Here is a 24487-nt window from a genome sequence, read left to right as displayed (position 1 = left end):
TCACCCCGCGCCGTGACGCTTTCCCATGGCACCGCCGTTAACTTCGGCCGGGATGGGGAATTCACCGAGGGGGCGGCGCACGGCGCCGTTGGTCATCGTCCGCGTACTGGTCTTCTGTGCGCTGGCCTTCTTGCTGTCGGGCGGCACGGCCCAGGCGGATGGCGTGTCGAGCGGCGCGGACGTCCAGGTCGCGCAGACGCTCGGCACCCGTGATCTCACGATCGTGCTGCGGCGGATGGACATCGCACCCGGCCCACTGCACGTCGATGTCGTCACGCACGCCGGGAACCCGCCGGGAACGCTGAAACTGCGCGCGTCCACGGCGGGCACGACGTTCTCCGAAACCACCGTCCAGCTGGGTGAGCGGCCCGGCGCCTATTCGGCGCTGGTGCGAATCGACCAACCGGGGCCGTGGGAACTGGGCCTCGACGACGGGACGGACACCGCGTCGATCCCGTTCATCGCCCCGGCCAGGGTCGTTCCCCCGTGGGAAAAGGCCACCTTCGGCGGTTTCGTCGCCGCGGGTGTGTTCCTGGTACTCGGTCTCGTCATCGCGATGCGCGTGAAACGGCCGCAACTCGCGCTGCTCCCGGCCGGCGGGATGGTCGCCGCGCTCGCCGTCGCGATCACCGGCGCGATGCTTTCGGCGTCGACCCCGCCGCCGCCCGCGCCGGGCGCGGAGCTGGACCCCACGATCGACAACATCCAGGACCCGTACGCGAACGCGCAGATGTCCACAGTGGACTTCTCGCGCCCGCCGGTGAATCTCGCCGTGCGTGCCCCGGGTGCGCGTTCGGGCGGTCTCGCCGACGTCCGGATCGTCTTGACCGACGGCGCGACCGGTCGCCCGGTCGACGACCTTCTGGTGCACGACAACGCTTTGATCCATCTCGTCGTCATCTCGCCGACGGGCAGGCTCTGGCATCTCCACCCGGTGCGCGTCGGCCCCGGTGACTACCGGATGAAGTTCACGCCACCCGAGGCGGGAACCTACGCCGTCGCCGCCGAACTCGCCCGGCGAGGCGGCGGTGTGCAGCTGGTCCGCACCACGATGCCGGTCGCGGCGGGCACCGACTCCCCCGCCGAACCGGTGCCCGCGGGGGCGGGCTCGCGCGTCATCAAGGGGAACGAGGTCGACGTCGACGTCAAACCGGGCACACCGACCACCATCACCGCGCGGTTCGCCCGCGCGGATCTCCAGCCGTGGCTGGGCATGCTCGGCCACCTGATCGTCGTCGGCCCGATCACCGGCGACGGCCGGGTCGGCGCGGATGCCGCTGCCGCGCCGACCTGGGCCCACGTGCACTCGATGATCCCGCAATCGCCCGGTATGCCGGGGAAACCCGACGAGACCGTCGCCGCGTACGGCCCCACCGTCCCGTTCACCTACACCTTCGGCGCGCCCGGCAAGTACCGCGTCTGGCTGCAGGCCGAACGCGACTACACGGTGCTGACCGTGCCCATGCAGATCGAAATCCCATCTGGAGGGGCGCCCCAGTGAACTCCACAGTGGACACACCGGACACCGCGCGGCGGAAGCCCGTCCTCCTCATCGCCGTGGTCGCCGTTCTCGTGGTGGCGATCGTGGCCTGGCTGCTGTGGCCGAGTGACGGCGGGGAACAGGTGCGGCGTTCGACGCAAGGCCCGTACACCGTGGAGTTGTCGGTCGCGGATCCGCACCAGGGCGGCAACGTCTTCACGCTGACGGTCACGGGTGCCGTGCCGGACGTGGTCACCCTCGAACCCGTCATGCCGCAGATGGGGCACGCGCTCGCGCCGACTTCCGCGATCGCGGAGGCACCGGGCCGGTATCGCACCGGCGACGTCCTGCTGCCGATGCCGGGGCAATGGGAGATCACCGTTTCACTGCGCGGGTCAGCCGGCGCCACGCAGCACGTTTTTCCTTTGCTGGTCAAATAAGAGAGGGAGGTCGGGGGGTATGGATCTCACCGCGGGAGGGGCGAGGACCGGCTCGGTGGCACGAAGTGCGCGCACCGGTCTCGCGCCGGCGGGCACGGTACTGGCCGGCTCGGTGATCTCACTGATCGGGCTGACCTGGGACATCCAGTGGCACGGCGACGTCGGCCCGGACACGTTCTTCACGCTGCCGCATCTGTTCCTGTATTCGGGCAGCGCGATCAGCGGGCTCGCGAGCCTCGTGGTCGTGCTGATGACCACGGCCGCGCGCCGGGCGGGCCGAGGCGTCGACGCGCGCGTCGGTGGCCGCGCGATCAACGTCTTCGGCAAGGTCTTCGCCGCACCGGCCGGCTATCTGGTGACCGGCAGCGGCGCGGCGATGTTCCTGCTGTACGGCCTGTGGGACCAGTGGTGGCACGGCCTGTACGGCTTCGACGCGGTGATCGACTCGCCGCCGCACATCGGGCTGCTGCTGTCGATCACGTTGAGCATCATCGGCACGGTCATGGTGTTCGCGGCCGCGCGCGAACACCACTGGGGCACCCTCGGCGTGGTCGGCAGCCTTGGGGTGCTGATCGCGTTCAGCACGGTCACCGTGCTCGGCCTGGAACAGATCGACGTCGACGGGATCGACGTCGTCTCCGTGGGTACCGCGCTGCTTTCGGTGCTGTTGGTGGCGGCGGGCGCGGGCTTCTGGGGGCGGCCGGGTGGAGCGGTGTTGGTCGCCGCGGCACTCGCGGTCATCCAGGCGATCACCTGGTGGTTCTCGCCATGGGCAGCGGAGACGTACGCGGGCGCCGTCGGCTTGCCGATGCGGGACTACATAGACGGTGTGCCCGCGATGCCGTCGATGATGCCGATGGCGCTGCTGCCGATCGCTCTGCTGCTCGAAGCGATTTACCTGCTTTCGCGGCGCGGCTGGTCCGCCGGTCGCGTTTCGGTGCTGGCAGGCGGAATCGGCGGGCTCCTGGTCGGCGCGAGCATGCCGATCCAGAACGCCGTCGTCTACGGGGCCGACTCGGTCAGGTGGCCCGTGGTGTTCATGACGGCCGCGGTCGGCGCGGTGGTCGGGCTGCTCGGCGGATTCGCCGGATGGCGTTTCGGCGGGATGCTGCGGCTGCTGGCGCCCGCGAAGACTCAAGGGGGCGAAGCGAATGCGTAAGACACTGCTGGCGCTGGCGGCGGCGATCGGGTTGCTGTTCGCGACCACCCCGGTGGCGACTGCCTACGAACCGGTGAACATCGTCCACACCGAACGGGTGCAGGTCGGCCCGTACGGGATGACGGTCGGGTTCAGCACGTGGCCGTTGCGCGCCATGCAATCACTGGACTTCACGTTCATCCCGGACGACGGGATCGCCGGGAAGTCGGGGACGCTCGCGTTCGTCAATCCGGAGACCGGGCGGCTGGGCCGTCCGCAACCGCTGGCGAAGCATCCGCGGAAGCTGGAGGTGTGGGGGCTGGACATCCGGGCACTGCAGACGCAGGGTTCGTGGACGTTCCGGTTCGAACTCGACGGGCCCGCAGGCCGGGGCGCGGGCGAACTCCGCGATCTGAAGGTGCTCGAACAGCCGGGGCCGCCGATGGCGGTCAGCTGGTCGATCAGCCTGATCCCGTTGATCGTCCTCGCCGTGCTGATCGCCATCGCCTGGCGGCGCACCAAAGCCAGGCTGCGCGGGAACGGGGTCGCGGCGATACCGTGACGCGGAGTGACCGAAGATCGGATGGCTCGCGTGCCCTGACGGGACACGCGAGCCGTTCGTCATGGGCTCAAATCGAACTGTCCGGCCTTGACCGCCTTCAAGAAGGCGTTCCACTCACCGGAATCGAAGACGAAGACAGGACTCTCGGCCAGTTTGGTGTCACGGACTCCCACCAGGCCTTCCCTGCCCAGGTTGACCTCGACACAGTTCCCCCCGTTGGGCTCGCTCGCGAAGGATTTCTCCCAGGCGGCGTCGTCGAACAGCGACACGGCCGTGGTCGGATCGTAATCCGGCGCCGATGGATAATCGGCCATTGGTCGTACCTCCGAACGTCTGTCGGGGGTGCGATCGCCACCTGCGCGAACCGTCACGTCCCCAGCTTCTCGTGCCTCAACGGGACTATCCCGCACCGCCAAGTGGGTGATCAACTCCGCCCACCCTCGACATGAAGATTATTCCAGGAGTAGGATTAATCGCAGCGGCCGGGGCTCGGTTGTTGGTGAATCGCTCGCAGTATGCGGAGAGCTTGGCGACACGTGTCACCGGGTGGCGTTCAGCGGGGTTTTCGTCGTTCCAGCAGGGCACCGACGGCAGGTGACCGGCCGGAAACACCACCCCGCGGCGCATGCCCACCCATCGCCGACCTCGTGGGGGAGGATCAGCGTGATCATTCAGGACACCATGCCGGCGACGGTACTGGCCGTCGGCAGGCTCATGGCCGGGACGGCGGGCGAGAGCCGCCGCTCCGCGCATCTGTTCGACGTGCACTCCGGGGGCTCGTACCCCGAATTCCTGCACGCCCGCTGCGGCGCGGCGATGCCTTACGACCACTTGGAATGGCTCCCCGTCGGCTCGGGGATGCCCTGTGAACGTTGTCTCGGCCTCACCGATTCGGCCGACCAGACGCGGTTGCCGCGTCCGGGCCGGGGGGTGTGACCGGGATGGCCGTCCGCCTCACCACGCTGTTGTTCCGCCGTGAGGACGAACGCCTGGCGTCGGGGAAGCGCCGCGACATCGGGCTCGAGCTGCGTCAGCGGTTCGGGTTCAGCCTCATCCAGGCCCCGCTGCGCAGGCAGCCGCCGTGGAACTCCGAAGTCGATTTTCCCGGCAGACGAGGGCATCGGGACATGATCAGAACCGGCAGGCCGCTCGAAGGCCGGTTCGAACTGTCACCCTTGATCGGGCATCTGGCCGGCCGGGTCTGATCACCACGCCCTGCTGGTTCAGGGCTTGCGGCCGAGCCCGCCGAGCCCGCCGGTGAAGGTCGGGTCGTCGGCGAACCTGGCGCTCGCCCGGGAAGCCGCTTCGTCCAGATGCCAAGCGGCCATCCAGTCGATTCCCGGCTCCACCAGCTCCAGGCCGTCGAAGAACGCGGCGAATTCCGCGCGGGAGCGCAGATGGAACGGCGCGCTCGTCTTCTTGTACAGCTCCTGGACGTTCTCACGGTTGTCACCGGTCTTGCGGGTGACGCCGTCTTCGGTCAGATGCGAGGACAGGAAGTACGAACCCGACGGCAACAGGTCGAGGTAGTGGTTGACCATCTCGTGCACCGGCTCGTCGGGGCCGAGGAAGTACAGCAGGCCGACCATTACCAGGCCGATCGGCTGGCGCGGGTCGAGCACCGCGGTTTCGAGGGCGCGCTTCCAGATGTCGGCGGGGTCCCGGACGTCGCCCTGCAGGACCGCGTGCCGCCCGAGCAGTCCCTCGCGTTCCAGCAGCAGCTGAGAATGCGCGACGGCGACCGGCTCGATGTCGACGTAGACGACCCGGGAGTCCGGGTTGATCGCACTGGCGATCTGGTGGACGTTGCCGACGGTGGGCACGCCGGAGCCGATGTCGAGGAACTGGGTGATCCCTTGGCGCGCCAGGTATCCCACGCCGCGGCCGAGGAAGTCGCGGCCGACGCGGGCGAACGTCTTGATCTCCGGGAACTGCTTCAGCACCTGCGCGCCGAACTCGCGGTCGACGGCCCAGTTCGCCGAGCCGCCGAGGAACCAGTCGTACACCCTGGCCACGTTGGGACGTTCGAGATCGACACCTTCGGGGGCTACGGGATCCTGCTGCGCGGTCATGCCTTCACACCTCGTCAGGGAGCGGGTTTGCGGGCGACCCCGCCGATGCCGCAGTCAAGCGCAAAAGAGCGGGGGTCGTCCAGCCGCCATGCGCCGACCGGCACCAGACCGGGTTCCACGAGCTCCAAATCCCCGAAAAAGCTCAGGATCTCTTCCCGGTCGCGGAAGGCGGCGGGCGTGCTCGACTGTTCGTACTGTTTCACGACGCGCTGGATCTGTTCGAGTTCGTCGCCTTCCACGCCGGACATCGTGACGTGGGAGAGAACGTAAAAGGAACCGGCGGGCAGCAGGCCGCGGTAGCGCGCGATGGTTCCGGCGAGTTCGGGGCCCGGCACGAAATGCAGGACCGCGACGGTGAGCAGTGCCACCGGTTTCGCGGGGTCGAGGACGCCGGTGCCGAAGGCGCGTTCCCAGATGTCGTCCGCGTCGCGGAGGTCGCCGGCGATCACCGCGTGGCGACGGGGGTCGCCGTGCTTCTCCAGCAGGATCTTGGCGTGCGCGACGGCGACCGGTTCGTTGTCGACATAGACGCATCGGCTGTCGGGATCGACGTCGTCGGCGATCTCATGGACATTGCCGACCGTCGGCACGCCGGAACCGAGGTCGAGGAACTGGGTCACGCCGTTTTCGGCGCAGTAGCGCACCGCGCGGCCGAGAAAGGCCCTGTTCGCCCTGGCGCCGGTGCGGACGAGCGGGAAGGTCTTGACCATCTGCTCGCCGAATTCCCGGTCCACCGCCCAGTTCGCGTTCCCGCCGAGGGCCCAGTCGTAGATCCGGGCGGCGTTGGGCCGCTCGAGGTCGACGCCCTCGGGTACGAACTCCGGGTCCACGTCCAGCCCCTGTCCACTCGACCGCGGTGATGTCGGCAACACTACGAAGGGAAACCGGCGATCTCAGGATTGCATCTGATTGCGGTACAGCTCGGCGAGTTCCTTGAGGAACTGCCGGGTCTCCTGGCGTTCCAGCGCGGCGCCGCGCAACCGGTCCCAGGAATCGACGAAAATGTTGAAGTCCTTGACGTCGTCGAGGTACAACCCGCCCGCGGAATGCTCGATGTAGACGAAATCCCTGGTGCGATCCGGAAAACGCATGATGGTGAAGTCGTTGGGCACGGCGGCGAGGCGCGCGCCGAACGGCAGCACGTGCACATACACGCGCGGATGTTTGTCCAGCGCCAGCAGATGCTCCACCTGGTCCAGCATCACCGCGGGGGCGGAGCCGCCGGGAGCGCGGCGCAGGGCGCCTTCGCTGATGATGAACCGGTAGTAGGGCGGTTGCTGTTGCTCGAACACGGCTTTGCGGTCCAGCCGGTTGCGCACCAGCGAGGTGACGTCGGTGGCGCCCGCTTCGGTGAACTGCTTGAGCATGTAGTGCTCGGACTGGAGCGGACCGGGGATGCGCTCGCCGTGCCAGGTGAGGATCTCCGCGGCCGCGGGTTCGAGGTCGGTGAAGGTGCGAAACCAGTGCGGGACCACGGATCGGTAACCGGACCAGTGGCCGCGCTGCCCGGCCGCGGCGCGGGCCAGGTTCATCAGCGTGTCGGCCTCGTCGCCGTTGATCCCGAACGCGTTCAGCATGGATCGCACATCCCCGAGCTTGACCCCGACGGCACCGGACTCGATCTTGTTGACCTTGCCCTGGGTGCAGCCGAGAACCTCGGCGACCTGCTGCTGTGTCATCCGCGCGGCGTTGCGGGCATGCCGGAGCTCGTTTCCGAGCTGCTTCCGGCGCGAGGTGACGGTGCTGGCCATCAGCCTTGCTCTCCCGGACCACATAACCAGGACCGCGGCTTCCCGCCGTCCTGCGCGCGAACATTCGAACCCACCCAGGGTAGACCACCTTGCGGGGTTCGATGATGACATTGCGCAGCGTTCCAGGAAACGGCCGAAAACACCAGTCACCTGCCGCGTCACCCTGGTGGCGGAGCGATCTCGTCACATTTCGGACACCTCGATACGACATAGTGACCAGGTGGCCCGATCCCCCTCAGTCCAGCGGCTCACCGACGGTGTGTTCGGGTACGTCCAGCCCGATGGTTCGTGGTGGATCGACAACTGCGGGTTCGTCGCCGCGGGCGAGCACACCGTGGTGATCGACACGTGCGCCACCGAACGGCGCACGCGCGCGCTGCTGGAGACGGCGGCGTCGAGCGGCGGGGCCCCGGTGACGACCGTGATCAACACGCATCACCACGGCGACCACACGAACGGCAATCACCTGGCGGCCGGCGCGACGATCGTCGGGCACCGGAAAACCCGCGAGGTGATGGTCGCGACCGGGATCAACACCTACGAACAGTCGTTCACCGGGAACGACTGGGGACAGCTGGAGCTGCGCCCGCCGGAGGTGCTGTTCGACGACCGGCTGACCGTGCATACCGGCGACGTCCGCCTGGAGCTGATCCACCCCGGCCACGCCGCGCACACCACCGACGACGTGCTGGTCTGGCTGCCGGAGCGGCGCGTGTTGTTCGTCGGCGACCTGATCTTCAACGGCGGCAGCCCGTTCGCGTTGACGGGCTCGCCCGCCGGCTGGCGAAAGGCGCTGGATCTGGTCCGTGAGCTGGAGCCGGAGACGATCGTGCCGGGCCACGGGCCGGTGTGCGGGCCGGAGGCGATCGACGTCGTCGACGGGTATCTCGCCTTCCTGCAGGAGCTCGCCGCGCATGGGAAGGCCGCCGGGCTGACACCTCTCCAGGCCGCCCGCGAAGCCGATCTCGGGCCCTACGACGCACTGTCCGAACAGGAACGACTGCCCGCGAACCTGCACCGCGCCTACGCCGAACTCGACGGCCTCGGCTGGGGTGCGCCGATCGATCTGGGAGCCGCGCTGACGGACATGGTCACCTACAACGGCGCCCCGATCCGCTGCTTCTCCTGACCCTCACCCACTCGGGCCACCATGCTCCGGACCTGGCCTTCCGCCCGAATTTCCGCGCGCGCCCGAACCCCAGCCCCCCACCCGTCCCTGGGGGACGGCCCCGCACCCAGCGTACCGGCGCCCCGGTCGGCGTGGGGCGATCGAGCCGAGTTGTCCACAGGCCGGGCCGGTTGTGGACAACTCCCGGTTGATCCCTTCTCGCCCCGGCGCCGTATCCCTCAACGGGGATAGGCTCGGCACGGGAATCGAAGCGGAAGGGTGCGGATGAGCAACAAGGCGAGCATCGGGGTCACCGGTCTGGCGGTCATGGGCCGCAACCTGGCCAGGAACCTGGCAAGGCACGGGCACACGGTGGCCCTGCACAACCGCTCCGAGAAGCGGACCAAGGAACTGGTCGAGCAGTTCGGTGACGAAGGCGACTTCATCCCGGCGTATTCGGCACAGGAGTTCGTCGACGCGCTGGAGCGGCCGCGCCAGGTGGTGATCATGGTCAAGGCCGGTGCGCCGACGGACGCCGTGATCGACGAATTCGTCCCGCTCCTCGAAAAGGGCGATGTGATCGTCGACGCGGGCAACGCGCATTTCGCGGACACCCGCCGTCGCGAGGCCGCGTTGCGCGAAAAAGGCATCCACTTCGTCGGCACCGGCGTGTCCGGCGGCGAGGAAGGCGCGCTGCACGGGCCCAGCATCATGCCGGGCGGGTCCAAGGAGTCGTACCAGTCGCTCGGGCCGCTGTTCGAGGACATCTCGGCGAAGGTCGACGGCGAACCGTGCTGCACGCATGTCGGCGCGGACGGTGCCGGGCATTTCGTGAAGATGGTGCACAACGGCATCGAGTACGCCGACATGCAGTTGATCGCCGAGTCGTTCGATCTGCTGCGCGGCGCGGGCGGCTACTCCCCCGCCGAGATCGCCGAGGTCTTCCGGACCTGGAACTCCGGACGGCTGGACTCGTACCTGATCGAGATCACCTCGCAGGTGCTGGCCCACACCGACGCCGAGTCCGGCAAGCCGTTCGTCGACATCGTCGCGGACCAGGCGGAGCAGAAGGGCACCGGGCGCTGGACCGTCCAAATCGGACTGGACCTGGGGGTGCCGATCAGCGGTATCGCCGAGGCCGTCTTCGCGCGGTCGCTGTCGGGTTCGTCGAACCTGCGTGAGGCGTCCCGCGGTCTCGGTGGTCCTTCGCGTACTCCGCTGACAGGGTCCGCTTTGGACACCTTCGCCGATGACGTCGAGCAGGCGCTGTACGCGTCGAAGGTGGTGGCGTACGCCCAGGGCTTCAACCAGATCCAGGCGGGGGGCGCCGAGTACGGGTGGGACATCGACCTCGGCAAGGTCGCGTCCATCTGGCGCGGCGGCTGCATCATCCGCGCGAAGTTCCTGAACGACATCACCGCCGCGTACGCCGAGGAGCCCGGCCTGCCGACGCTCCTGACGTCCGGCGGCTTCCGGAAGGCCGTCGAGGACGCTCAGGACTCCTGGCGTTCGGTGATCTCCACGGCGGTGCGGCTCGGTATCCCGACGCCGGGCTTCTCGACCGCGCTGGCGTATTACGACGGTCTGCGCGCCGAGCGGCTTCCCGCCGCGTTGGTGCAGGGGCAGCGGGACTACTTCGGTGCCCACACGTACCGCCGCGTCGACCGCGATGGCTCGTTCCACACCGCTTGGGCGGCCGACGGCCGTCCCGAGTCCTCCGCCTGACCGGAGCTGAAAGGGTTCCGCGCCGCGTCGCTCGCGGCGCGGAACCCCTGATCAGAACCAGTGCAGGCAGTGCGGAGGACGCTCGGCCCGGAAGAGGGCGTCGGCGAGGGCCGCCGCGTCCGGGCGGTGGGCTCGGATGTGCCCGGCCCGCACGAGCGTGCTCGGGGCGGTGCCACCCAGGTAGACCGATCCCAGGTCACTCACGTCCAGGGACAGGTCGGGCTCCCGGCCGGTCGGGACGCAGTCGGCCTTGCCGTCCCGCACGGTCAGCAGATAGCGACCACGCTCGCCGAGGAACGGATCTTCGACGTCGAGGACGAGTTCACCGTCCACGAACCAGCCGCGCGTGGTCAGCGCGCGCGGGACGTCCAGCAGCCGTACCCAGAGCCAGTCGGTGTCGTCGCTGACCTGACCCGCGCGGAAGTCCGCGAGCTGCCACCGGAGCGGGTGCTCGGGCGGGAGGTGTTTGAACACGACCTGAGCGACCAAGTCGTGTTCGAGTACAAAACGCGCCAGCGCGGTGAAGACGGTGTCGTCAGCCGCGATGGCTTCGTCGACCGTCAAGGTGTTCGCCTCACCGAACGCATAGCTGGCGTAGCCGTCGGGGACACCGTCGTCGTCACGGTGGACGACGATGTAGCGCGGCGCCGGAGAGATCGGCGGCTGCCCCGCGCCCAAGGCCCACCAGCGGTGCGGCCTGGACAGCGCTCCGGGCTGCGCGCGACGGTAACGGTCGTAGACCTCCTCCAGGATCCCGGCGCACTCGGTACGCCGAAACACCTCGACGGAGCCGGTCGCGGGAGCGTCGGCCAGGCCAACCGCCCTGGGGAAGCCGAAAGCGGCTCTGTGGCGCGAAACCGTCAGCCGCTGAGTGTGGGTCGCCGGGCCGTAGCCGAACCTGCGGTAGATCAAAGCCTCCGAGGCCAGTAGCACCGAGAGAAACTCCCCTCGGGCGCGTACGTCGGCGAGTTGACGCCGCATCATCGCGCTGAGCACACCCTGGCGTCGATGTGAGGGCAGGACGCCGACGGCGGTGACCCCGGCGGCCGGGGCGAGGGTCGCGCCGGGCAACGTGAGTTCGAAGGAGTACGCGCCGGCGGTGCCGACGGGCCGTCCATCGGCCCCGACCGCGAACAGGCCGCGGTCCATCTCAAGCGCCGACCAGGTCCCGCCGCCCTCCGCCGAAACTTCCGGGAAGCGTCCGAAGGCAGCATGGAAAGTGCCGACGAAGACGTCTCGGTCCTGCTCGTTGGTGGAGCGGATTTCCATGGTCGCCGCGGCCTCCCCGGGATACCGGGCACCACGGGTTCGCGGCGCCCGGCCACAGTGCAGCGTCGTACCCGGGGCTGGAGCAAGCGAATTTCGACCGCCGGCCACGACTTTCACGTACTCGCGGCCAGTAAGACCAGGGCGAGGAACACCAGGACGGCGAGGGCGATCCTCGTCATTTCCCCCGCGCGGCGACGATTTCCGCCAAGGCCCGCAGGATCACCGCCTCGCTCTTCTCCTTCGTGAGCCCGAGCTCACCCAGCAGGTCGTCTCCCAGTTCGAACAGGGCCAGCAGGATGTGCTCGGTACCGATGTAGTTGTGCCCGAGCCGCAACGCCTCCCGCATGGTCAGCTCCAGGACCTTCTTGCTCTGCGCGCCGAACACCATCTTCGCCGCCTCCGCCGGTTCGTCGGCGGGTTCCGGCAGCCTCGCCACCGCGGCCTCGCGGACGGCTTCGAGGGTCACGTTCTGCGCCACGATCGCCCCGGCGGCGAGCGCCGCGGGTTCGGCCAGGAGGCCCAGGATCAGGTGGACGGGCTCGATCTGCGGGCTCTTCGCCGCGACAGCCTCGTCTCTCGCCGCGACGACGACGTGCCGGGCGCGATCGGTGTAGCGGCCGAACACCTTCACCAGGTCTTCGAGCGCGGCGCCTTCGCCGGATTCCTTGGGAACGAAGCGTTTCTGGGCTGCCTGCTTGGACACCCCCATGTTCTTGCCGATTTCGGTCCAGGACGCGCCGGAGCGGCGTGCCTGATCGACGAAGTGGCCGATCAGGTGGTCGGCCACCTCGCCGAGGTGTTCGCCGAGGAAGACCGCGTCGGACAGCTGGCCGAGCACGTCGCCATCGGGATGTTGCTGCTTGATGTGGGAGATGAGGTCGTCGAGACGGACTGGAGTGGTCATACCGTCAACTCTAGGTTGACGGCAGACCGATCGTCAACCGCGAGTTGACGCGAGGGTCGCCTTGAGATCGAAGCCGTTGGCCTCCAGCGTCTCGAACCGCGGCGCCGGATCCGCGGCGAACAGACGGCGCGCGGCGATGTGGTCCGGCGGCCGGTTCACCGACTCGACCCCGGTGAGCACGCCGTCCCGGAACGACAGCACCGAGAACTTCCCGCCCTCCCGATCGCCGGTCACCACGGTCTTCTCCGCCCCGGTCAGAATCCCGGCGATCTGCAGTTTCGCGCCGAGCTGGTCGGTCCAGAACCACGGCAGGCTGTCGTACGGCGCGGGTTCACCGGCGATGGCCGCGGCCGCCGCCCGCGCCTGGTCCACGGCGTTCTGCACCGATTCCAGCCGCGTCGCCGTCCCGGCCTGGACGCACGGGAAGTTCGCGCAGTCCCCGACCGCCGAGATCTTCGGGTCGCTCGTGCGCAGATGTTCGTCGACGACGACTCCGTTCGCCACGGCGAGTCCTGCCTCTTCGGCGAGCCGGGTCCGCGGCTCCACCCCGACCCCGACCAGCACCAGATCGGCGGGAAGCCGGGTGCCGTCGCTCAGTTCCACCTCGGCCACCCGGCCGTCGCCGTGCAACGCCGCGACGCCTTGGCCGAGCAGCACGGCGTGCCCGGCTCCCTCGTGCAGCGCCGCGAAGTATGCCGAGACCTCCGGAGTCGCGACGCGGGCCATCAGCCTCTCCTGCGCCTCCACGATCGTCACCGGCCGTCCGGCGTGCGCGGCGAATTCGAGGCCGATGAACCCGCCCCCGACCACGACGACGTTTTTCGCACTCGCCAAGGCCGCACGCAGGACATCGGCGTCATCCTTGGTACGCAAGGTGAACACGCCGTCCAAAGTGGACCCAGGTACCGAAAGCACCCGGTTGCCCGCACCCGTCGCCAGTACGAGATGGTCGTACTGGTGCGCGGTCCCGTCCTCCAGCACCACCTTCCCGCCGTCGCGATCCACCGACGCGACACGGCCGGCGATCAGCTCGATGTCCTTCTCCGCGAAGAAGTCCTCGGCGCGCAGGCGCAGCTGGGCGTCCCCCGCCGTCCCGGCGAGATAGCCCTTCGACAGCGGAGGCCGTTGATACGGCAAGCCCGGTTCGTCGCCGATCAGGACCACCCGCCCGTCGAACCCCTTGTCCCGCAGCGAGGTCGCCACCCCGAACCCGCTCTGCCCGGCCCCTACGACAAGGACGGTCTCCATCGGCGCTCCTTCCGTTGTGCCCGGTGTCCATTCAACACAGGTCCGGCCCTTTCGACCGCCCCTTCGAAACGTGATCCTCATGCCGTGGACGCGCTACGGTCATGCCGGGCGAGTCAGCTTGATCGCCGAGGTTCCCGCACGTCACAGGGGGTTACATGAGCTCCAGCCCAGCCGAGGTCCACCCGGTCGACCAGCGCCCGCCGCTGCCGAAGCTGACTTTGCTCGGCCTGCAGCACATGTCGATCATGTACGCGGGCTCGGTGGCCGTCCCCCTCGTCGTCGGCAGCGCGCTGAAACTGGACGCGGCGACGATCGCGTTGCTGGTCAACGCGGATCTGCTGGTCGCGGGCATCGCGACACTGATTCAGGCGATCGGGATCGGAAAACTCTTCGGCGTCCGGCTGCCCGTCGTGGCGGGCGCGACGTTCACCGTGGTCAATCCCATGATCATGATCGCCTCCCAGTACGGCATGCAGGCCGTCTACGGTGCCATGCTCGCGTCGGGTGTGTTCGGCCTGCTCATCGCGAAACCGTTCGCCAAGATGATCCGGTTCTTCCCGCCGCTGGTGTCGGGCACGCTCCTCGTCGTCATCGGCATCTCGCTTCTCGGCCCCGGCGTCGGGTTGATCGCCGGTCACGACACCGAAGCACCGGACTACGCGAGACCGGCCAACATCGCGCTCGCGTTCGGCGTGATCGCGGTGATCATCCTGTTCACCAGGGTGCTGCGCGGGTTCGCCAACCAGATCGGCCCGCTGCTGGCGCTGGTGATCGGCCTGGTCGCGGCGATCCCGATGGGCCTGGTGAGCTTCAAGGGCGTCGCCGACGCCGACTGGTTCGGCCTCGCTTCGCCGTTCCACTTCGGCCCGCCGACCTTCCCGATCGCGGCGGTGCTCTCGATGTGCGTCGTGATGCTGGTGACCTACACCGAATCCACCGCCGACCTGGTCGCGGTCGGGGAGATCACCGGACGGCCGCCGACCGATTCCGACCTCGCGCGCGGTCTCGCCACCGACGGTCTCTCGGCCATCCTCGGCGGCGCGATGAACTCGTTCCCGGACACGGCCTTCGCGCAGAACGTCGGCCTTGTGCGGATGACCGGGGTCCGCAGCCGCTGGGTGGTCGCGATGGCGGGTGGCCTGCTCGTGCTGATGGGACTGGTGCCGAAGGTCGGCGCGTTCGTCTCGGCCGTACCGGAACCGGTGGTCGGCGCGGTCGCCGTGGTCATGTTCGCGATGGTCGCCGTCGTCGGCGTGCAAAACCTGAAGAAGGTGGAGTTTTCCGGTAACCACAACACCTTTATCGTCGCGGTGTCGTTCGGCGTCGGCCTGCTGCCCGCGTTTTCGACGAACCGGTTCGGGAGCTCGATCTTCTTCCAGCACTTCCCGTCGTGGCTGCAGACCATCTGCGGCAGCCCGATCACGGTCGCCGCGATCGTCGCCTTCACCCTCAATCTGCTGTTCAACCACCTCGGCAAACGCCGGGAACCGGATCTGCTGAAGGCGCCCTGATCAGCCGAGGACTAGCACCAAAGCCACTTCGGCCACAGATTGCACTCTTCGGCCGGCTTCGTACTCGACGGCGGCGGCGGGGCCGGCTTGGGCGGCTGCGGCACGACCGTGGATCCGGTCGTCCTCGGCGGATCGGCCGGCCCGTTCGACGAAGTCGGGGTCGGTGTGGGGTCCGGGGAGTCGGACGTCGAAGCGGCCGAACTCGACGTGCGACGGCTGGACGTCGTCTTACCTGGCTGTGTCGCCGAGGACCCGCCGCTGGTGCGCTCGCCGGTTCCGCCCGCTTCGGTGGCCGGGACCGCCGAAGTCGCGTCGGCTCCCCTGTTCTCCGAAGGCCGCTTCGGCATCTCGATGACGCTGATCTGGTTCGGCTGGGCGTTCTGCTCGGGTTCCGAATCGAATCCCACGAGCACACCGGCGGCACCGCAGGCGACGACCACGGCGATCACCACCGCGATCACTCTCCAGCGTGACTTTGCCCGTGACTCCTCGTGGTCATCCCAGCCCTCGCGAATGAGCAGGTCGGCGACCGAAACGTCGTCGTCATCCACCAGCTGAAACCTTTCGCACCGGGGAACGGCCAGCAGTAGTTTTACCCGAGCTGACCGCCGAATGGGTGAGCTTAACCAAAAATTATTCACCCGATGGGAGAACTCGGCGGATACCAGTCACACACCGTGCATCCATGTGCTTTCGCGCATATCCCCGGTGGTCGCCCTTCGGTTCGCGTATACAGCGCTCCTCGCGGGTGGTGTAATCGACGGTGCCAGCACCGGAAGAGGGGGTTCGGACGGATCATGGAGGCTGACGCCCTCGCCGTGCCCGGAGCCGGAAATTCCGGCACACCGGCAGGCGCGCCGCTCGGGAACGAGCCGGTCGGCGATCTCGGCCTCGCGGGCGACCACGCCGCGATCTGGTCGTACGACTTCGAGAGCGAGACCCTGTCCTGGCTGCCCGGCCTGGAGAACCTGCTCGGTGGAGCCGATTTCACCGAAGCCGAGCTCGAGTCACGGCTCGCCGATCTGGTGGCCCCGCTGACCTCCGGCACCCGCACTTCCCCGCCGTGGCGGGAATTCGAACTCGAGCAGTCGTTCCGGAACCCGGCGGACGAGCTCCGCTGGGTCCGCCTGCGTGCCCGCACCATCGGTGACGAGAACGGTTCGTCGGGTCTGCTCGGGATCGCCACCGACGTGACCGACGTCCGCGAGAACCGGCAAGCGCTCGAAGACCTCACTGATCGTTACCGGCTTTTGGTGGAACTCAGTCCCGACGCGGTCTGTGTCCACGAAGCCGGTGTTGTCACGTACGTGAACAGGGCAGCCGTCACCGCGCTCGGAGCGTCCTCGACCGCGGAACTGATCGGGCGGCCGATCATGGACCTCGTCGCCGACGAATCGCTCCCGGCCCTGCTCGACAGGATCGCGTCGCTCCACCGCCAAGGCGCGTCCACCGAGCCCGCCGACGCCGTCATGCTCCGCCTCGACGGGACGAAATACCTGGTCCAGAGCATCTCGGTGCGGACGACGTGGGAAGGCAGGCCCGCCTTCCAGGTCATCATGCGTGACATCAGCGCGCAGAAGGCCGCCGAAGCGACACTGCGCTACCAGGCCGCGCTGATCAGCCACGTCAGCGACGCGATCATCGCGACCAGCGGGGACGGCGTGGTGACCAGCTGGAACCCGGCCGCGGAGAACGTGTACGGCTGGACGGCGGACGAGGCGATCGGCGGCACGGTGAGTGACCTCGTCGGTGCCGCGCTCGACCCGGAAGCGGTGCTGCGCAAGGGCGGCGTCATGCAGACGACCCATCGGCACCGCAACGGCTCGACGCTGGCCATCCGCGTCTCCGCCGCGGAGATGAACGACGGCTTCGTACTGGTCTGCGCGGACGAAACGGCCCGGCGGCGCGCCGAGCAGCACTACAGCACGGTGGTCGCCTCGCTCGACGAAGGAGTGGTCGTGATCGGCCCCGGCGGGCTCATCGAATCGGCCAACCCGGCCGCTTGCCGGATCATCGGCGTCGGCCACGACGACCTCATCGGCGTCCCGTGCGTGACGCTGGAGCTGTACGACGAACAGGGGCGCATTCCCCCGGCGAGGATGCCGTCGGTGGTGGCCCGGCGCACCCGCGTGGCACAGAACGGTCTCGTACTGCGGCTGCGCAGGCACGACGGCGACGATGTCTGGATCTCGCTCACCGCGAGGCTGCTGACCCCGGAAGACCCGTCGGCCGACTCGGTGGTCACGTCGTTCACCGACATCACCGAACGCCGCGCGATCGGTGAGCGGCTCGCCCACGAGGCGACCCACGACCCGCTCACCGAACTCGCGAACCGGACGCTGGTGCTGGACAGTCTCGCCGAGGCGCTGTCCGGCGCCGGCCGCGCCGAGCTGACCACGGTGCTGTTCATCGATCTCGACAAGTTCAAGGTGATCAACGATTCCCTCGGCCATTCGGTCGGCGACAAGGTGCTCCGCATCGCCGGCGAACGGCTACGGCGGGGAATCGGTGAGAACGACCTCGTCGGCAGGCTCGGCGGCGACGAGTTCGTCGTCGTCACCGCCGAGATCACCGAACCGGAGGAGATCAAGGCACTGGCCGAACATCTCCGCGAAGCGCTGACCGAACCGATCACGGTGAACGGCAGGCAGCTGCACATCGACGCCAGCATCGGCATCGTCACCGCGGCCAACGACGACACCCGGACCGCCGAGGACCTGCTCCGGGACGCGGATGTCGCGATGTACCAAGCGAAAACGCTCGGCCGCGCGCGCTACGAATTCTTCGACGTCGAACTACGGGAGCGGATGCAGCGGCGGCTCCGCATGGAGCAGGACCTGCGCGACGCACTGCAGAACGGCGAACTCTGGACGGCGTACCAGCCCGTCGTCGACATCGAATCCGGCCAGATGGTCGCCGTGGAAGCATTGCTGCGCTGGAAACATCCGGAACACGGCACGATCTCGCCCGCCGAGTTCATCCCGCTGGCCGAGGAAAGCGACCTGATCAACCTGATCGGCAAGCACGTCCTGCGCACGACCACCCGCGAGATCGCCAAACGACGCGAACGGCTCGACGTCGACCTGAACCTCAAGGTCAATCTTTCGGCGAGGCAGCTGGACGATCCACATCTGGTGCCCACGGTGCAGGACGCGCTGAAGACCACCGGCCTGCCGCCGCACGCGCTGACCCTGGAGGTCACCGAGAGCGCGTTGATGCGGGATCAGGCCGCGGCGGCCGAAGTCCTGATGTCGTTGCGCGATCTCGGTGTGTCATTGGCGATCGACGATTTCGGCACCGGCTATTCGTCGCTCGCGCAGTTGCAACGGCTGCCACTGGACACGCTCAAGATCGACCGCACCTTCGTCACCGGCATCGCGGAATCACGGGACGCCGCCGCGATCGTCAAGAGCATCATCGCGATGGCGCACGCCGTCGACCTGATCGTCGTCGCCGAAGGTGTCGAAGACGAAGAGCAGCTCGCCGTGTTGCGGGAGCTGCGCTGTGACCAGGCACAGGGCTTCCACTTGGGCAGGCCCGTGCCATCGGACGAGCTTTTCGGAGCGGCTGAATGAGTGTCGAGATCAAATCCGGAGAAGACCGCTACGACATCGTCGTGGACGGAAAACCCGCCGGGTTCCTCGAAACCCGTACGCGGCCGGACGCGATCCTGTTCCTGCACACCGAGATCTCGGACGATTTCACGGGACAGGGCCTGGCGGGCAAACTCGTGACCGCCGCGCTCGACGACGTCCGGGCGCAGGGCAGGTCGGTCCTGCCCTACTGCCCGTATGTGCGCTCGTACATCGCGAAGCACCGCGAGTACGAAGACCTTGTGCCCGAGGACAAGCGCGCGGAATTCGAACTCTGAGCCCTCAGCCCGGGTAGATCTTCAGCAGCTTCGCGAGTTCTTCGTCGGTCAGCACGACGTCCAGCCCGCGCAGCGTCGCGTCGAGCCGCTCGGCCGGGATCTTGGTCGTCTCCTTGGTCCCATCCGGACGTTCGACGATGAACTCGTCGCCGACCAGCTTGCGGCTGAGCCCTTCCTCCAGGCGCATGACCACCAGCTGCCCGGTGAACGGCGATCGCGGATGCGTCGAGGTGTAGTGGTGATAGACCTCGTAGTCGATTCGGTGCATCGGCGTGAGCGTGAAGGCGTGCAGATCGGTCCAGTCGTCGCCCTCCAGTTTCTGCAGGCGCCACCAGTCACCATCGGCGACGAGCCGGTGCGGCCAGCCCGCCTGATCCACCACGGCGCCGTCGACCAGCGGCATCGGCACCAGCATCCCGGCGCCGAACCCGACGTCGACCAGGTGCTGGACGCCGCCGGCCTCGATCGCGAGCGTCATATGCGTGTACGGCCCGTTCTTCTGCGGCTGGACCCGCGCGACGAGGCGGCGCACCGGATAGCCCAGTTGTTCGGCGGCCGCGGCGAACAGGCTGCCGTGTTCGTAGCAGTAGCCGCCGCGCTGACGGCGGACGAGTTTGCCGATCACGTCTTCGAGCGCGATTCCCTTGTGCTGGCCCAAAACGACGTCGACGTTCTCGAACGGGACGGCCAGGACGTGCGCCCTCGCCAGCTCACGCAACGCGGCGGCAGAGGGCTGCTCGCGGTTCTGGCCGATCCGGCCGAGGTACGCGTCGAGGTCGAGGGTGCCGACAGTCCATTCGTCGATCTGCTCAGGTGCGATTGTCATGTCCCGAGCCTCACATCTCTACTTGACTCGAGGTCAAGATCAGCGTGTGGTCTGAGCACTGTCGAGCGGCTACATCGAAACAGGCGGGGCGTCCTTCGCGGCCTCGATGAGCTCGTCGAAATCCTCACCGGTCGCTTCGGCCAAGATGCTCGTGAGCGTTCCGAACATCGTGGTACCGAAGGTCACCAAGGCGAGAAAGCCCAGAATCGTCTGCACCAGCCCGGACGTGGCGACCGCACCCCAGGCGAGCAGGAAGCTCGCGCTCAAGGCCGCCGCGAGCCCCAGCACTCTCCGCATGCTCGAAGACCTGATCCCACTGCGAAGTACCGTCGCCCCGGCGCAGAGCAGCAAAACGGCCATCCCTCCGGCGGCGACATAGACCAGGGGTGAATGGTCCGCCGACCACCAGCGCCGCCACACCCCGAACGCGAAAATGAACGGAGCCAGCACGGCGCCGCTGATGACATTGGCGATCACGTTGGCGACGACGTTGATCATCATGTCTCGCAGCAACTGCCGGGAGTGTCTTTTTCTTCGAAGCAGAAGAGGAATCACGGTCGGCAGCCTAAAGCGACTTCGACGGCTTCGACCTGCCTCAGGCAGGAAAAACCGCCCAGACCTGAGTCGGGGCGGTTCTGCGAGCGGTGGCCAGGGCCGGGGTCGAACCGGCGACCTTCCGCTTTTCAGGCACAGACGTTTTCGCAGGTCAGGAAGGCTGCGGGTCGGCTGCGTGCGTCACACGTGCAACATCGTTCTTGTCTGGCCCTTCGACAACCGGCCGTGCCTTGGATTCATCCTCAAGCTCCGTCTTGAACCCTCCCCACCGGTCCTGTACTCGAAGCTTCAACCGCTGAGCCGACCAAACGGGATGCCGGACCCACCCGCACAGCGGATACACCCACCCCCGATGCTCGCCATCCAAGTCGGTCTTCATCCGCTTCAAGACAACAGCGGCCATCTCGGACAGGTCCGTCTCTAGCGCCTCTACGTCCGCCTCAGAAAGAGCCTGATCAGACGTCAGCGACCCCGCCTTAACAGCAAGCTTCGCAGCGGCCCAATCTACAGATCGCGAGGCCGCGATACTGAGAGGGAAGTACTTGCGTACGACGGCCTGTCCAGATGCACCGAGCTTTTCACGGCGTGCGTGCTCGACGTTATCGACCAACTTGACGACGGACTGGTAAAACTCGGAGTAGGTCTCCGTCCTGGCTAACTTCCGCTGCTCTCGACGCCCGAGGGCATCCCTGCGGGACGTCAACCACTGACCCACCAGGATGCCCAGGAAGGCGCCAGCAGGAACCAGCAGAGCTACCCACAACGGCACGTCCGTCTTCATGCCTTCCAAGTCGGCCCGACGATTGAACCTGTTTGCAAAGTCGCCAAAACGACACCGGGAATTGATCTTCAAGAGACTGTCCGTCCTCAGTGCTTCACGATGATGGTCTTGGGCAGCTTGGCAGCGTTCCCGTGCGCGGCGAGCTTGCTCAACTGGTCGGCTACCTCCTTGTCCCGCCCTTCGACTGCGTGGAGATACCGGAGGGACGCAGCCGCCGACGCGTGCCCCAGCCGCTTCTTGAGGTCAGCCAGCGTCGCGCCCGCACTCGCCGCGAGTGTCTGGCCCGTGTGCCGCAGGTCGTGGTAGCTCACGTCCACACCGACCTTCACCCGCGCCCGGACGAACGCCTAATAGACCGCGTTCCCCCGCATCGGCTGACCGTCCTTGCCGATGAAGAACCGATCACGCCCCGCCCACTCCTTCATGTGGTCTCGCAGGTACGGCATGACGTGCGGAGGGACCGACACCGGTCGACGACCCGCGTCCGTCTTGGGGTCCTTGTCGTACTTCTTCGGACTCTCCAGAAGCTCCACCCGGTTCTTCCGGACCCACACGACGCCGTCCACCAGGTCCACGTCATCCGTCCGCAAGCCGCAGACCTCACCGCGACGAAGACCGCACCAGGCCGCCAACAGCACAGCCGCCCGATAGCGAGGAGTGATCGCCTCGACGAGATCGACGATCTGCCCAGGGGCGGCGATGCCCCGCTCCTTCGCCTTATCCGTGCCCGCGCCCGGAATCTGGCAGGGGTTGATCACGATCGCCCCGTCCCTCTTGGCCGAGTTCATCACGGCGCGCAGGAAGCGGTACGACTGTCCAATCGACGTCTTCCCGCCCCTCCCGAGCAGGGCCTTTGCGTACCAGCTCCGCACCACCGGCGGGGTGATCGCGATCAACGGAAGGTCCAGCAGCTCAGTCATGTGAAGGCGCATGTTCCGCCGACACGTCTCCTCCCACCTGTCCCCGATGTTCGGACTATCGCGAAGGTAGGCACTCGCGTAGTTGCCGAACGTCTCCCGTCCTAGCTTGTCGTCCAGCCAGGCGCCCTTGTTGATATCCGCCTCTACGCCGACCAGCCATCGATCAGCGTCGGTCCTGGTCCGAAACGTGTCCGGCGCGTACTGGCGCCCTCCGTTCGGGCCGATAAACGAGGCCTGAAACCGGCCGGAGGGCAGCCTCCGAACCGACCCGAACCGCCTCCGCTTCTTCGCCATCAGGCCACCGCCCGACCAGCGGACCAGTTCACCTGAACCGGCTCGACGCGTCCCGCCATGACGAACGCGTCCAGATCGGCGACCGCCAGCCGAACGTGAGCGCCGACCTTGTGGAAGGCGATCCGTCGTTCCGCGATCAGCCGCCGCACGAACCGGGCACCCGTGTTCAAGTACTCGGCCGCTTCATCGACTGTCAGATAGTTCTTTCGCACGGTTTCCTCCCCAGTTCCTAAGCAGCTTGCCGAATTGCCGAAAGATCCGGCGGGTCTTGCGCAGCGAGTAGCGCCCTGTCGTATTCGGCTTTCCAGGTGATGCGTTCGGAGATGGCGTGCATGACCAGGTGGTCCCGAGGAGGCACGGACGGGTCGCCGGAGTCGACCTTGCGCCAGACCAGCCGAGCCGGATCGGGTGCCGGTTTCTCGATCCCGACCGCCGCCAGCGCTTGCAGGACGAACGCGTTCCGGTCCGCCTTGTGGTCGACGAGCGTCTTGCCGGACCACTTGCGCGACACCAGCACCCGACGCCCCGGCAGGCCAAGGGTGGTCCGCCGATGAGCCCGTCCCTTGCAATGTCCCGGAGTGGTCTTTCCGTTGGCGCCCTTGGGATTGATCCCGTAGAGCAGCCACACCGCGCACCGAGGCGAGCACGGTGTCACCGACAGTTCCGCGTGCAACCGGTCGTGGTGATCCTTCTGCCGCGCCGTGTCGGCTTCGACCACCTCACCCGTGGATTTGGTGAGGTACTTGGTCAGATAGCCGATGTGCCGCCCGGCCTCTTCCGTCCCGCCGAGGAGGCCCTTGGAGTGCACCTGTCGCCCGAAGGTGACCACGTGCGCCGGGTGCTCCACGGCTTCTACCGCGTCGTCCCAGCCGGTCAGCGGCTCTCGCGTGTCCGGGTCGACGAACACCCTGGCGTCGCCGTCCCACAGCGGCATCCGATCGACGTAAACCACCTCGTCGTGCGCAGGCCACCAGACCTGGTGGTAGGTGGCTTCGGTGACTTGGCGGATGACGTCGTGCGGGACCGATCCCCGGATCGCCGTGTGCAGGTGGGGTGCGGCCCGTCGTTGGGGTTCGACGGTGGCGAAGTACTGCGCGTCCCAGCCCACGACCCGCCGCAGGTTCTGCCACCACCGGTCAACCAGCGCCGAGAAGTGCACCGCGTCCCGAGCCGCCCGCCGGTAGTCATAAGTCGACGGATCGACCGGTGCGCCGTCGGAGCGGACGGGGCCGTAGGTGTCGCAGGTGAGCGTGACGAACATCGACGGCCGAAACCGACCTGCGTACTCGCGGCCCACGGTGGTCTTGGCGACCTTTCGTCGAGGCAGGTTGGGCGCGTCCTGCCGCCGCTTGGTCGAGCGCTTCACCGCCCGCTTTGTCGGCAGGTCGATCGACGGGAGACGGCCCCGCATGCCGAGTTGCCGAAGTTCTTCGTCGACTCCCTGAATCTCCTCCCGCAGCTCGTCGGCTTCGGACTGGTTCGTCTCTTGGTCCCCACGTGCGTTTTTCGCTCTGTCATTCAGTTTTCAGCTGGCTTGCGACTTCTCCTTCTGAATCTGCGCGGCCACCTCCTCCGCCTTGCGTTCCTCGTATCCCACCCAGTAACGGAGTTCGTGGTGGTGCGCCCGGTCCACATCGGACACGGCGCGATACATGCGCGCGTTGGCCTGATGAAACTTCAGCCAGGTCGTCAGATTCGATCCCGGCTTCGGACGATGAGCCGAGGCGACCGCGTGCGCGTCCCTCAGCGTCTGTGGTTCATTCCGGCCCGGGGTCGTCACTGCGCACCTCCCCGGCTGTCGCGTGCTTGCCGAGGAACACGGCCAGTTCGTCCGCGCTGTCGCGGACTTGGCGAAGGAGCCGGATGAACTCCGGCCACTCGGCCGGGTCGGACGGCGGCAGGATCGCCAGGCTGTCCGGGTCGAGGTAGATCACCAGGGCCGGGTTCGCCGAACCATTGCCCTGCATCCCCGCGACCGCCTGCGGCCCCGGCTTCCACATCGCGTTGAACGCCACGGCCCTGCTCCTCCTCA

The 24487-nt window shown here is 67.6% G+C and carries 27 protein-coding genes and 1 pseudogene; 12 read left to right on the top strand and 16 right to left on the bottom strand.

The window, feature by feature from the left end; genetic code table 11:
• Window positions 1–52: 52 nt before the first annotated feature.
• Genes AVL48_RS26880 through AVL48_RS26865 form a run of 4 tightly spaced genes read left to right on the top strand, consistent with a single transcriptional unit; the run spans window position 53 to window position 3620 of the window.
• Complete coding sequence (locus AVL48_RS26880; RefSeq protein WP_143104635.1) at window positions 53–1501, top strand: hypothetical protein; 1449 nt, start codon at window positions 53–55, stop codon at window positions 1499–1501.
• Window positions 1498–1920 carry a FixH family protein gene (locus tag AVL48_RS26875; protein ID WP_082857769.1) on the top strand — a complete coding sequence of 141 codons (423 nt, stop codon included), beginning with the start codon at window positions 1498–1500 and terminating at the stop codon, window positions 1918–1920. The genes AVL48_RS26880 and AVL48_RS26875 overlap by 4 nt, the downstream gene beginning before the upstream one ends.
• Before the next feature lie 19 nt (window positions 1921–1939).
• Window positions 1940–3079, top strand: a complete 1140-nt coding sequence (locus AVL48_RS26870) for a hypothetical protein (protein WP_061980176.1) — start codon at window positions 1940–1942, stop codon at window positions 3077–3079.
• Window positions 3072–3620, top strand: a complete 549-nt coding sequence (locus AVL48_RS26865) for a hypothetical protein (RefSeq protein WP_061980177.1) — start codon at window positions 3072–3074, stop codon at window positions 3618–3620. The genes AVL48_RS26870 and AVL48_RS26865 overlap by 8 nt, the downstream gene beginning before the upstream one ends.
• Before the next feature lie 59 nt (window positions 3621–3679).
• On the opposite strand, the gene AVL48_RS26860 is transcribed toward AVL48_RS26865, so the two are convergent.
• On the bottom strand, window positions 3680–3934 hold the full coding sequence (locus AVL48_RS26860; RefSeq protein WP_061980178.1) for a DUF397 domain-containing protein: 255 nt from the start codon (window positions 3932–3934) through the stop codon (window positions 3680–3682).
• A 349-nt stretch (window positions 3935–4283) separates the two neighbouring features.
• Between AVL48_RS26860 and AVL48_RS26855 the strand changes: the two genes are divergently transcribed.
• Together AVL48_RS26855 and AVL48_RS26850 are read left to right on the top strand one after the other, a co-directional pair.
• Window positions 4284–4556 (top strand): hypothetical protein, encoded by a 273-nt coding sequence (locus tag AVL48_RS26855; protein WP_061980179.1) that lies wholly within the window; start codon window positions 4284–4286, stop codon window positions 4554–4556.
• Window positions 4557–4561: 5 nt separating this feature from the next.
• A complete protein-coding gene (locus AVL48_RS26850; protein WP_061980591.1) occupies window positions 4562–4825 on the top strand; it encodes a hypothetical protein in 264 nt (87 codons plus the stop codon).
• A gap of 18 nt (window positions 4826–4843) precedes the next feature.
• On the opposite strand, the gene AVL48_RS26845 is transcribed toward AVL48_RS26850, so the two are convergent.
• From AVL48_RS26845 to AVL48_RS26835, 3 genes are all read right to left on the bottom strand, one after another.
• Window positions 4844–5692 carry an SAM-dependent methyltransferase gene (locus AVL48_RS26845; RefSeq protein WP_061980180.1) on the bottom strand — a complete coding sequence of 283 codons (849 nt, stop codon included), beginning with the start codon at window positions 5690–5692 and terminating at the stop codon, window positions 4844–4846.
• A 14-nt stretch (window positions 5693–5706) separates the two neighbouring features.
• Window positions 5707–6522, bottom strand: a complete 816-nt coding sequence (locus AVL48_RS26840; RefSeq protein WP_061980181.1) for an SAM-dependent methyltransferase — start codon at window positions 6520–6522, stop codon at window positions 5707–5709.
• 63 nt (window positions 6523–6585) lie between these two features.
• Window positions 6586–7443: a helix-turn-helix domain-containing protein gene (locus AVL48_RS26835; protein ID WP_005163455.1), complete on the bottom strand. Its 858-nt coding sequence runs from the start codon at window positions 7441–7443 to the stop codon at window positions 6586–6588.
• Between the two features lie 220 nt (window positions 7444–7663).
• On the opposite strand from AVL48_RS26835, the gene AVL48_RS26830 reads away from it, so the two are divergent.
• Together AVL48_RS26830 and gndA are read left to right on the top strand one after the other, a co-directional pair.
• A complete protein-coding gene (locus AVL48_RS26830; RefSeq protein WP_061980182.1) occupies window positions 7664–8572 on the top strand; it encodes an MBL fold metallo-hydrolase in 909 nt (302 codons plus the stop codon).
• A 264-nt stretch (window positions 8573–8836) separates the two neighbouring features.
• Window positions 8837–10276, top strand: coding sequence for an NADP-dependent phosphogluconate dehydrogenase (gndA, locus tag AVL48_RS26825; protein WP_061980183.1), 1440 nt, complete (start codon window positions 8837–8839; stop codon window positions 10274–10276).
• A gap of 51 nt (window positions 10277–10327) precedes the next feature.
• Here gndA and AVL48_RS26820 read toward each other — a convergent pair whose 3' ends face one another.
• The 3 genes from AVL48_RS26820 to AVL48_RS26810 all read right to left on the bottom strand — a co-directional run bounded on the left by AVL48_RS26820 (window position 10328) and on the right by AVL48_RS26810 (window position 13697).
• Window positions 10328–11545 carry a GNAT family N-acetyltransferase gene (locus tag AVL48_RS26820; RefSeq protein WP_061980184.1) on the bottom strand — a complete coding sequence of 406 codons (1218 nt, stop codon included), beginning with the start codon at window positions 11543–11545 and terminating at the stop codon, window positions 10328–10330.
• 175 nt (window positions 11546–11720) lie between these two features.
• The gene (locus AVL48_RS26815; protein ID WP_061980185.1) at window positions 11721–12449 is read right to left on the bottom strand and encodes a Clp protease N-terminal domain-containing protein; all 729 of its coding nucleotides are present in this window, start codon (window positions 12447–12449) and stop codon (window positions 11721–11723) included.
• A gap of 33 nt (window positions 12450–12482) precedes the next feature.
• Window positions 12483–13697 (bottom strand): NAD(P)/FAD-dependent oxidoreductase, encoded by a 1215-nt coding sequence (locus tag AVL48_RS26810; protein ID WP_061980186.1) that lies wholly within the window; start codon window positions 13695–13697, stop codon window positions 12483–12485.
• 155 nt (window positions 13698–13852) lie between these two features.
• Here AVL48_RS26810 and AVL48_RS26805 point away from each other — a divergent pair, with 155 nt between their 5' ends.
• The 4 genes from AVL48_RS26805 to AVL48_RS26790 all read left to right on the top strand — a co-directional run bounded on the left by AVL48_RS26805 (window position 13853) and on the right by AVL48_RS26790 (window position 19079).
• Window positions 13853–15208 carry a nucleobase:cation symporter-2 family protein gene (locus AVL48_RS26805; RefSeq protein ID WP_061980187.1) on the top strand — a complete coding sequence of 452 codons (1356 nt, stop codon included), beginning with the start codon at window positions 13853–13855 and terminating at the stop codon, window positions 15206–15208.
• Window positions 15209–15247: 39 nt separating this feature from the next.
• Window positions 15248–15766: a hypothetical protein gene (locus AVL48_RS39215; RefSeq protein ID WP_061980188.1), complete on the top strand. Its 519-nt coding sequence runs from the start codon at window positions 15248–15250 to the stop codon at window positions 15764–15766.
• 239 nt (window positions 15767–16005) lie between these two features.
• Window positions 16006–18783, top strand: a complete 2778-nt coding sequence (locus tag AVL48_RS26795; RefSeq protein WP_061980189.1) for a sensor domain-containing protein — start codon at window positions 16006–16008, stop codon at window positions 18781–18783.
• Window positions 18780–19079, top strand: coding sequence for a GNAT family N-acetyltransferase (locus tag AVL48_RS26790; protein WP_061980190.1), 300 nt, complete (start codon window positions 18780–18782; stop codon window positions 19077–19079). Before AVL48_RS26795 ends, AVL48_RS26790 begins: the two co-directional genes overlap by 4 nt.
• 4 nt (window positions 19080–19083) lie before the next feature.
• Here the strand turns inward: AVL48_RS26790 and AVL48_RS26785 are convergent, their stop codons facing one another.
• From AVL48_RS26785 to AVL48_RS26745, 9 genes and pseudogenes are all read right to left on the bottom strand, one after another.
• Window positions 19084–19905 (bottom strand): arylamine N-acetyltransferase family protein, encoded by an 822-nt coding sequence (locus AVL48_RS26785; RefSeq protein ID WP_061980191.1) that lies wholly within the window; start codon window positions 19903–19905, stop codon window positions 19084–19086.
• A gap of 69 nt (window positions 19906–19974) precedes the next feature.
• Window positions 19975–20418, bottom strand: a complete 444-nt coding sequence (locus AVL48_RS26780; RefSeq protein WP_143104633.1) for a hypothetical protein — start codon at window positions 20416–20418, stop codon at window positions 19975–19977.
• Window positions 20419–20611: 193 nt separating this feature from the next.
• Window positions 20612–21313, bottom strand: coding sequence for a hypothetical protein (locus AVL48_RS26775; protein WP_143104632.1), 702 nt, complete (start codon window positions 21311–21313; stop codon window positions 20612–20614).
• Between the two features lie 14 nt (window positions 21314–21327).
• Window positions 21328–21552, bottom strand: a complete 225-nt coding sequence (locus tag AVL48_RS39865) for a hypothetical protein (protein WP_208616243.1) — start codon at window positions 21550–21552, stop codon at window positions 21328–21330.
• Between the two features lie 36 nt (window positions 21553–21588).
• The gene (locus AVL48_RS26765; RefSeq protein WP_061980195.1) at window positions 21589–22455 is read right to left on the bottom strand and encodes a site-specific integrase; all 867 of its coding nucleotides are present in this window, start codon (window positions 22453–22455) and stop codon (window positions 21589–21591) included.
• Window positions 22455–22667 carry a helix-turn-helix domain-containing protein gene (locus AVL48_RS26760; protein WP_061980196.1) on the bottom strand — a complete coding sequence of 71 codons (213 nt, stop codon included), beginning with the start codon at window positions 22665–22667 and terminating at the stop codon, window positions 22455–22457. The genes AVL48_RS26765 and AVL48_RS26760 overlap by 1 nt, the downstream gene beginning before the upstream one ends.
• Window positions 22668–22684: 17 nt before the next feature.
• Window positions 22685–23941: pseudogene (locus AVL48_RS26755) on the bottom strand (replication initiator); the annotation flags it as partial.
• Window positions 23942–23980: 39 nt separating this feature from the next.
• Complete coding sequence (locus tag AVL48_RS26750; RefSeq protein WP_061980197.1) at window positions 23981–24235, bottom strand: AMED_5909 family protein; 255 nt, start codon at window positions 24233–24235, stop codon at window positions 23981–23983.
• Complete coding sequence (locus AVL48_RS26745; RefSeq protein ID WP_061980198.1) at window positions 24213–24470, bottom strand: hypothetical protein; 258 nt, start codon at window positions 24468–24470, stop codon at window positions 24213–24215. Before AVL48_RS26745 ends, AVL48_RS26750 begins: the two co-directional genes overlap by 23 nt.
• Window positions 24471–24487 lie beyond the last annotated feature (17 nt).

The organism is Amycolatopsis regifaucium, from assembly GCF_001613935.1.
GTDB classification, from domain to species: Bacteria; Actinomycetota; Actinomycetes; order Mycobacteriales; family Pseudonocardiaceae; genus Amycolatopsis; species Amycolatopsis regifaucium.
Note: the sequence above shows the minus strand (reverse complement) of the source record. Positions and strands in the feature narration are given on the sequence as shown.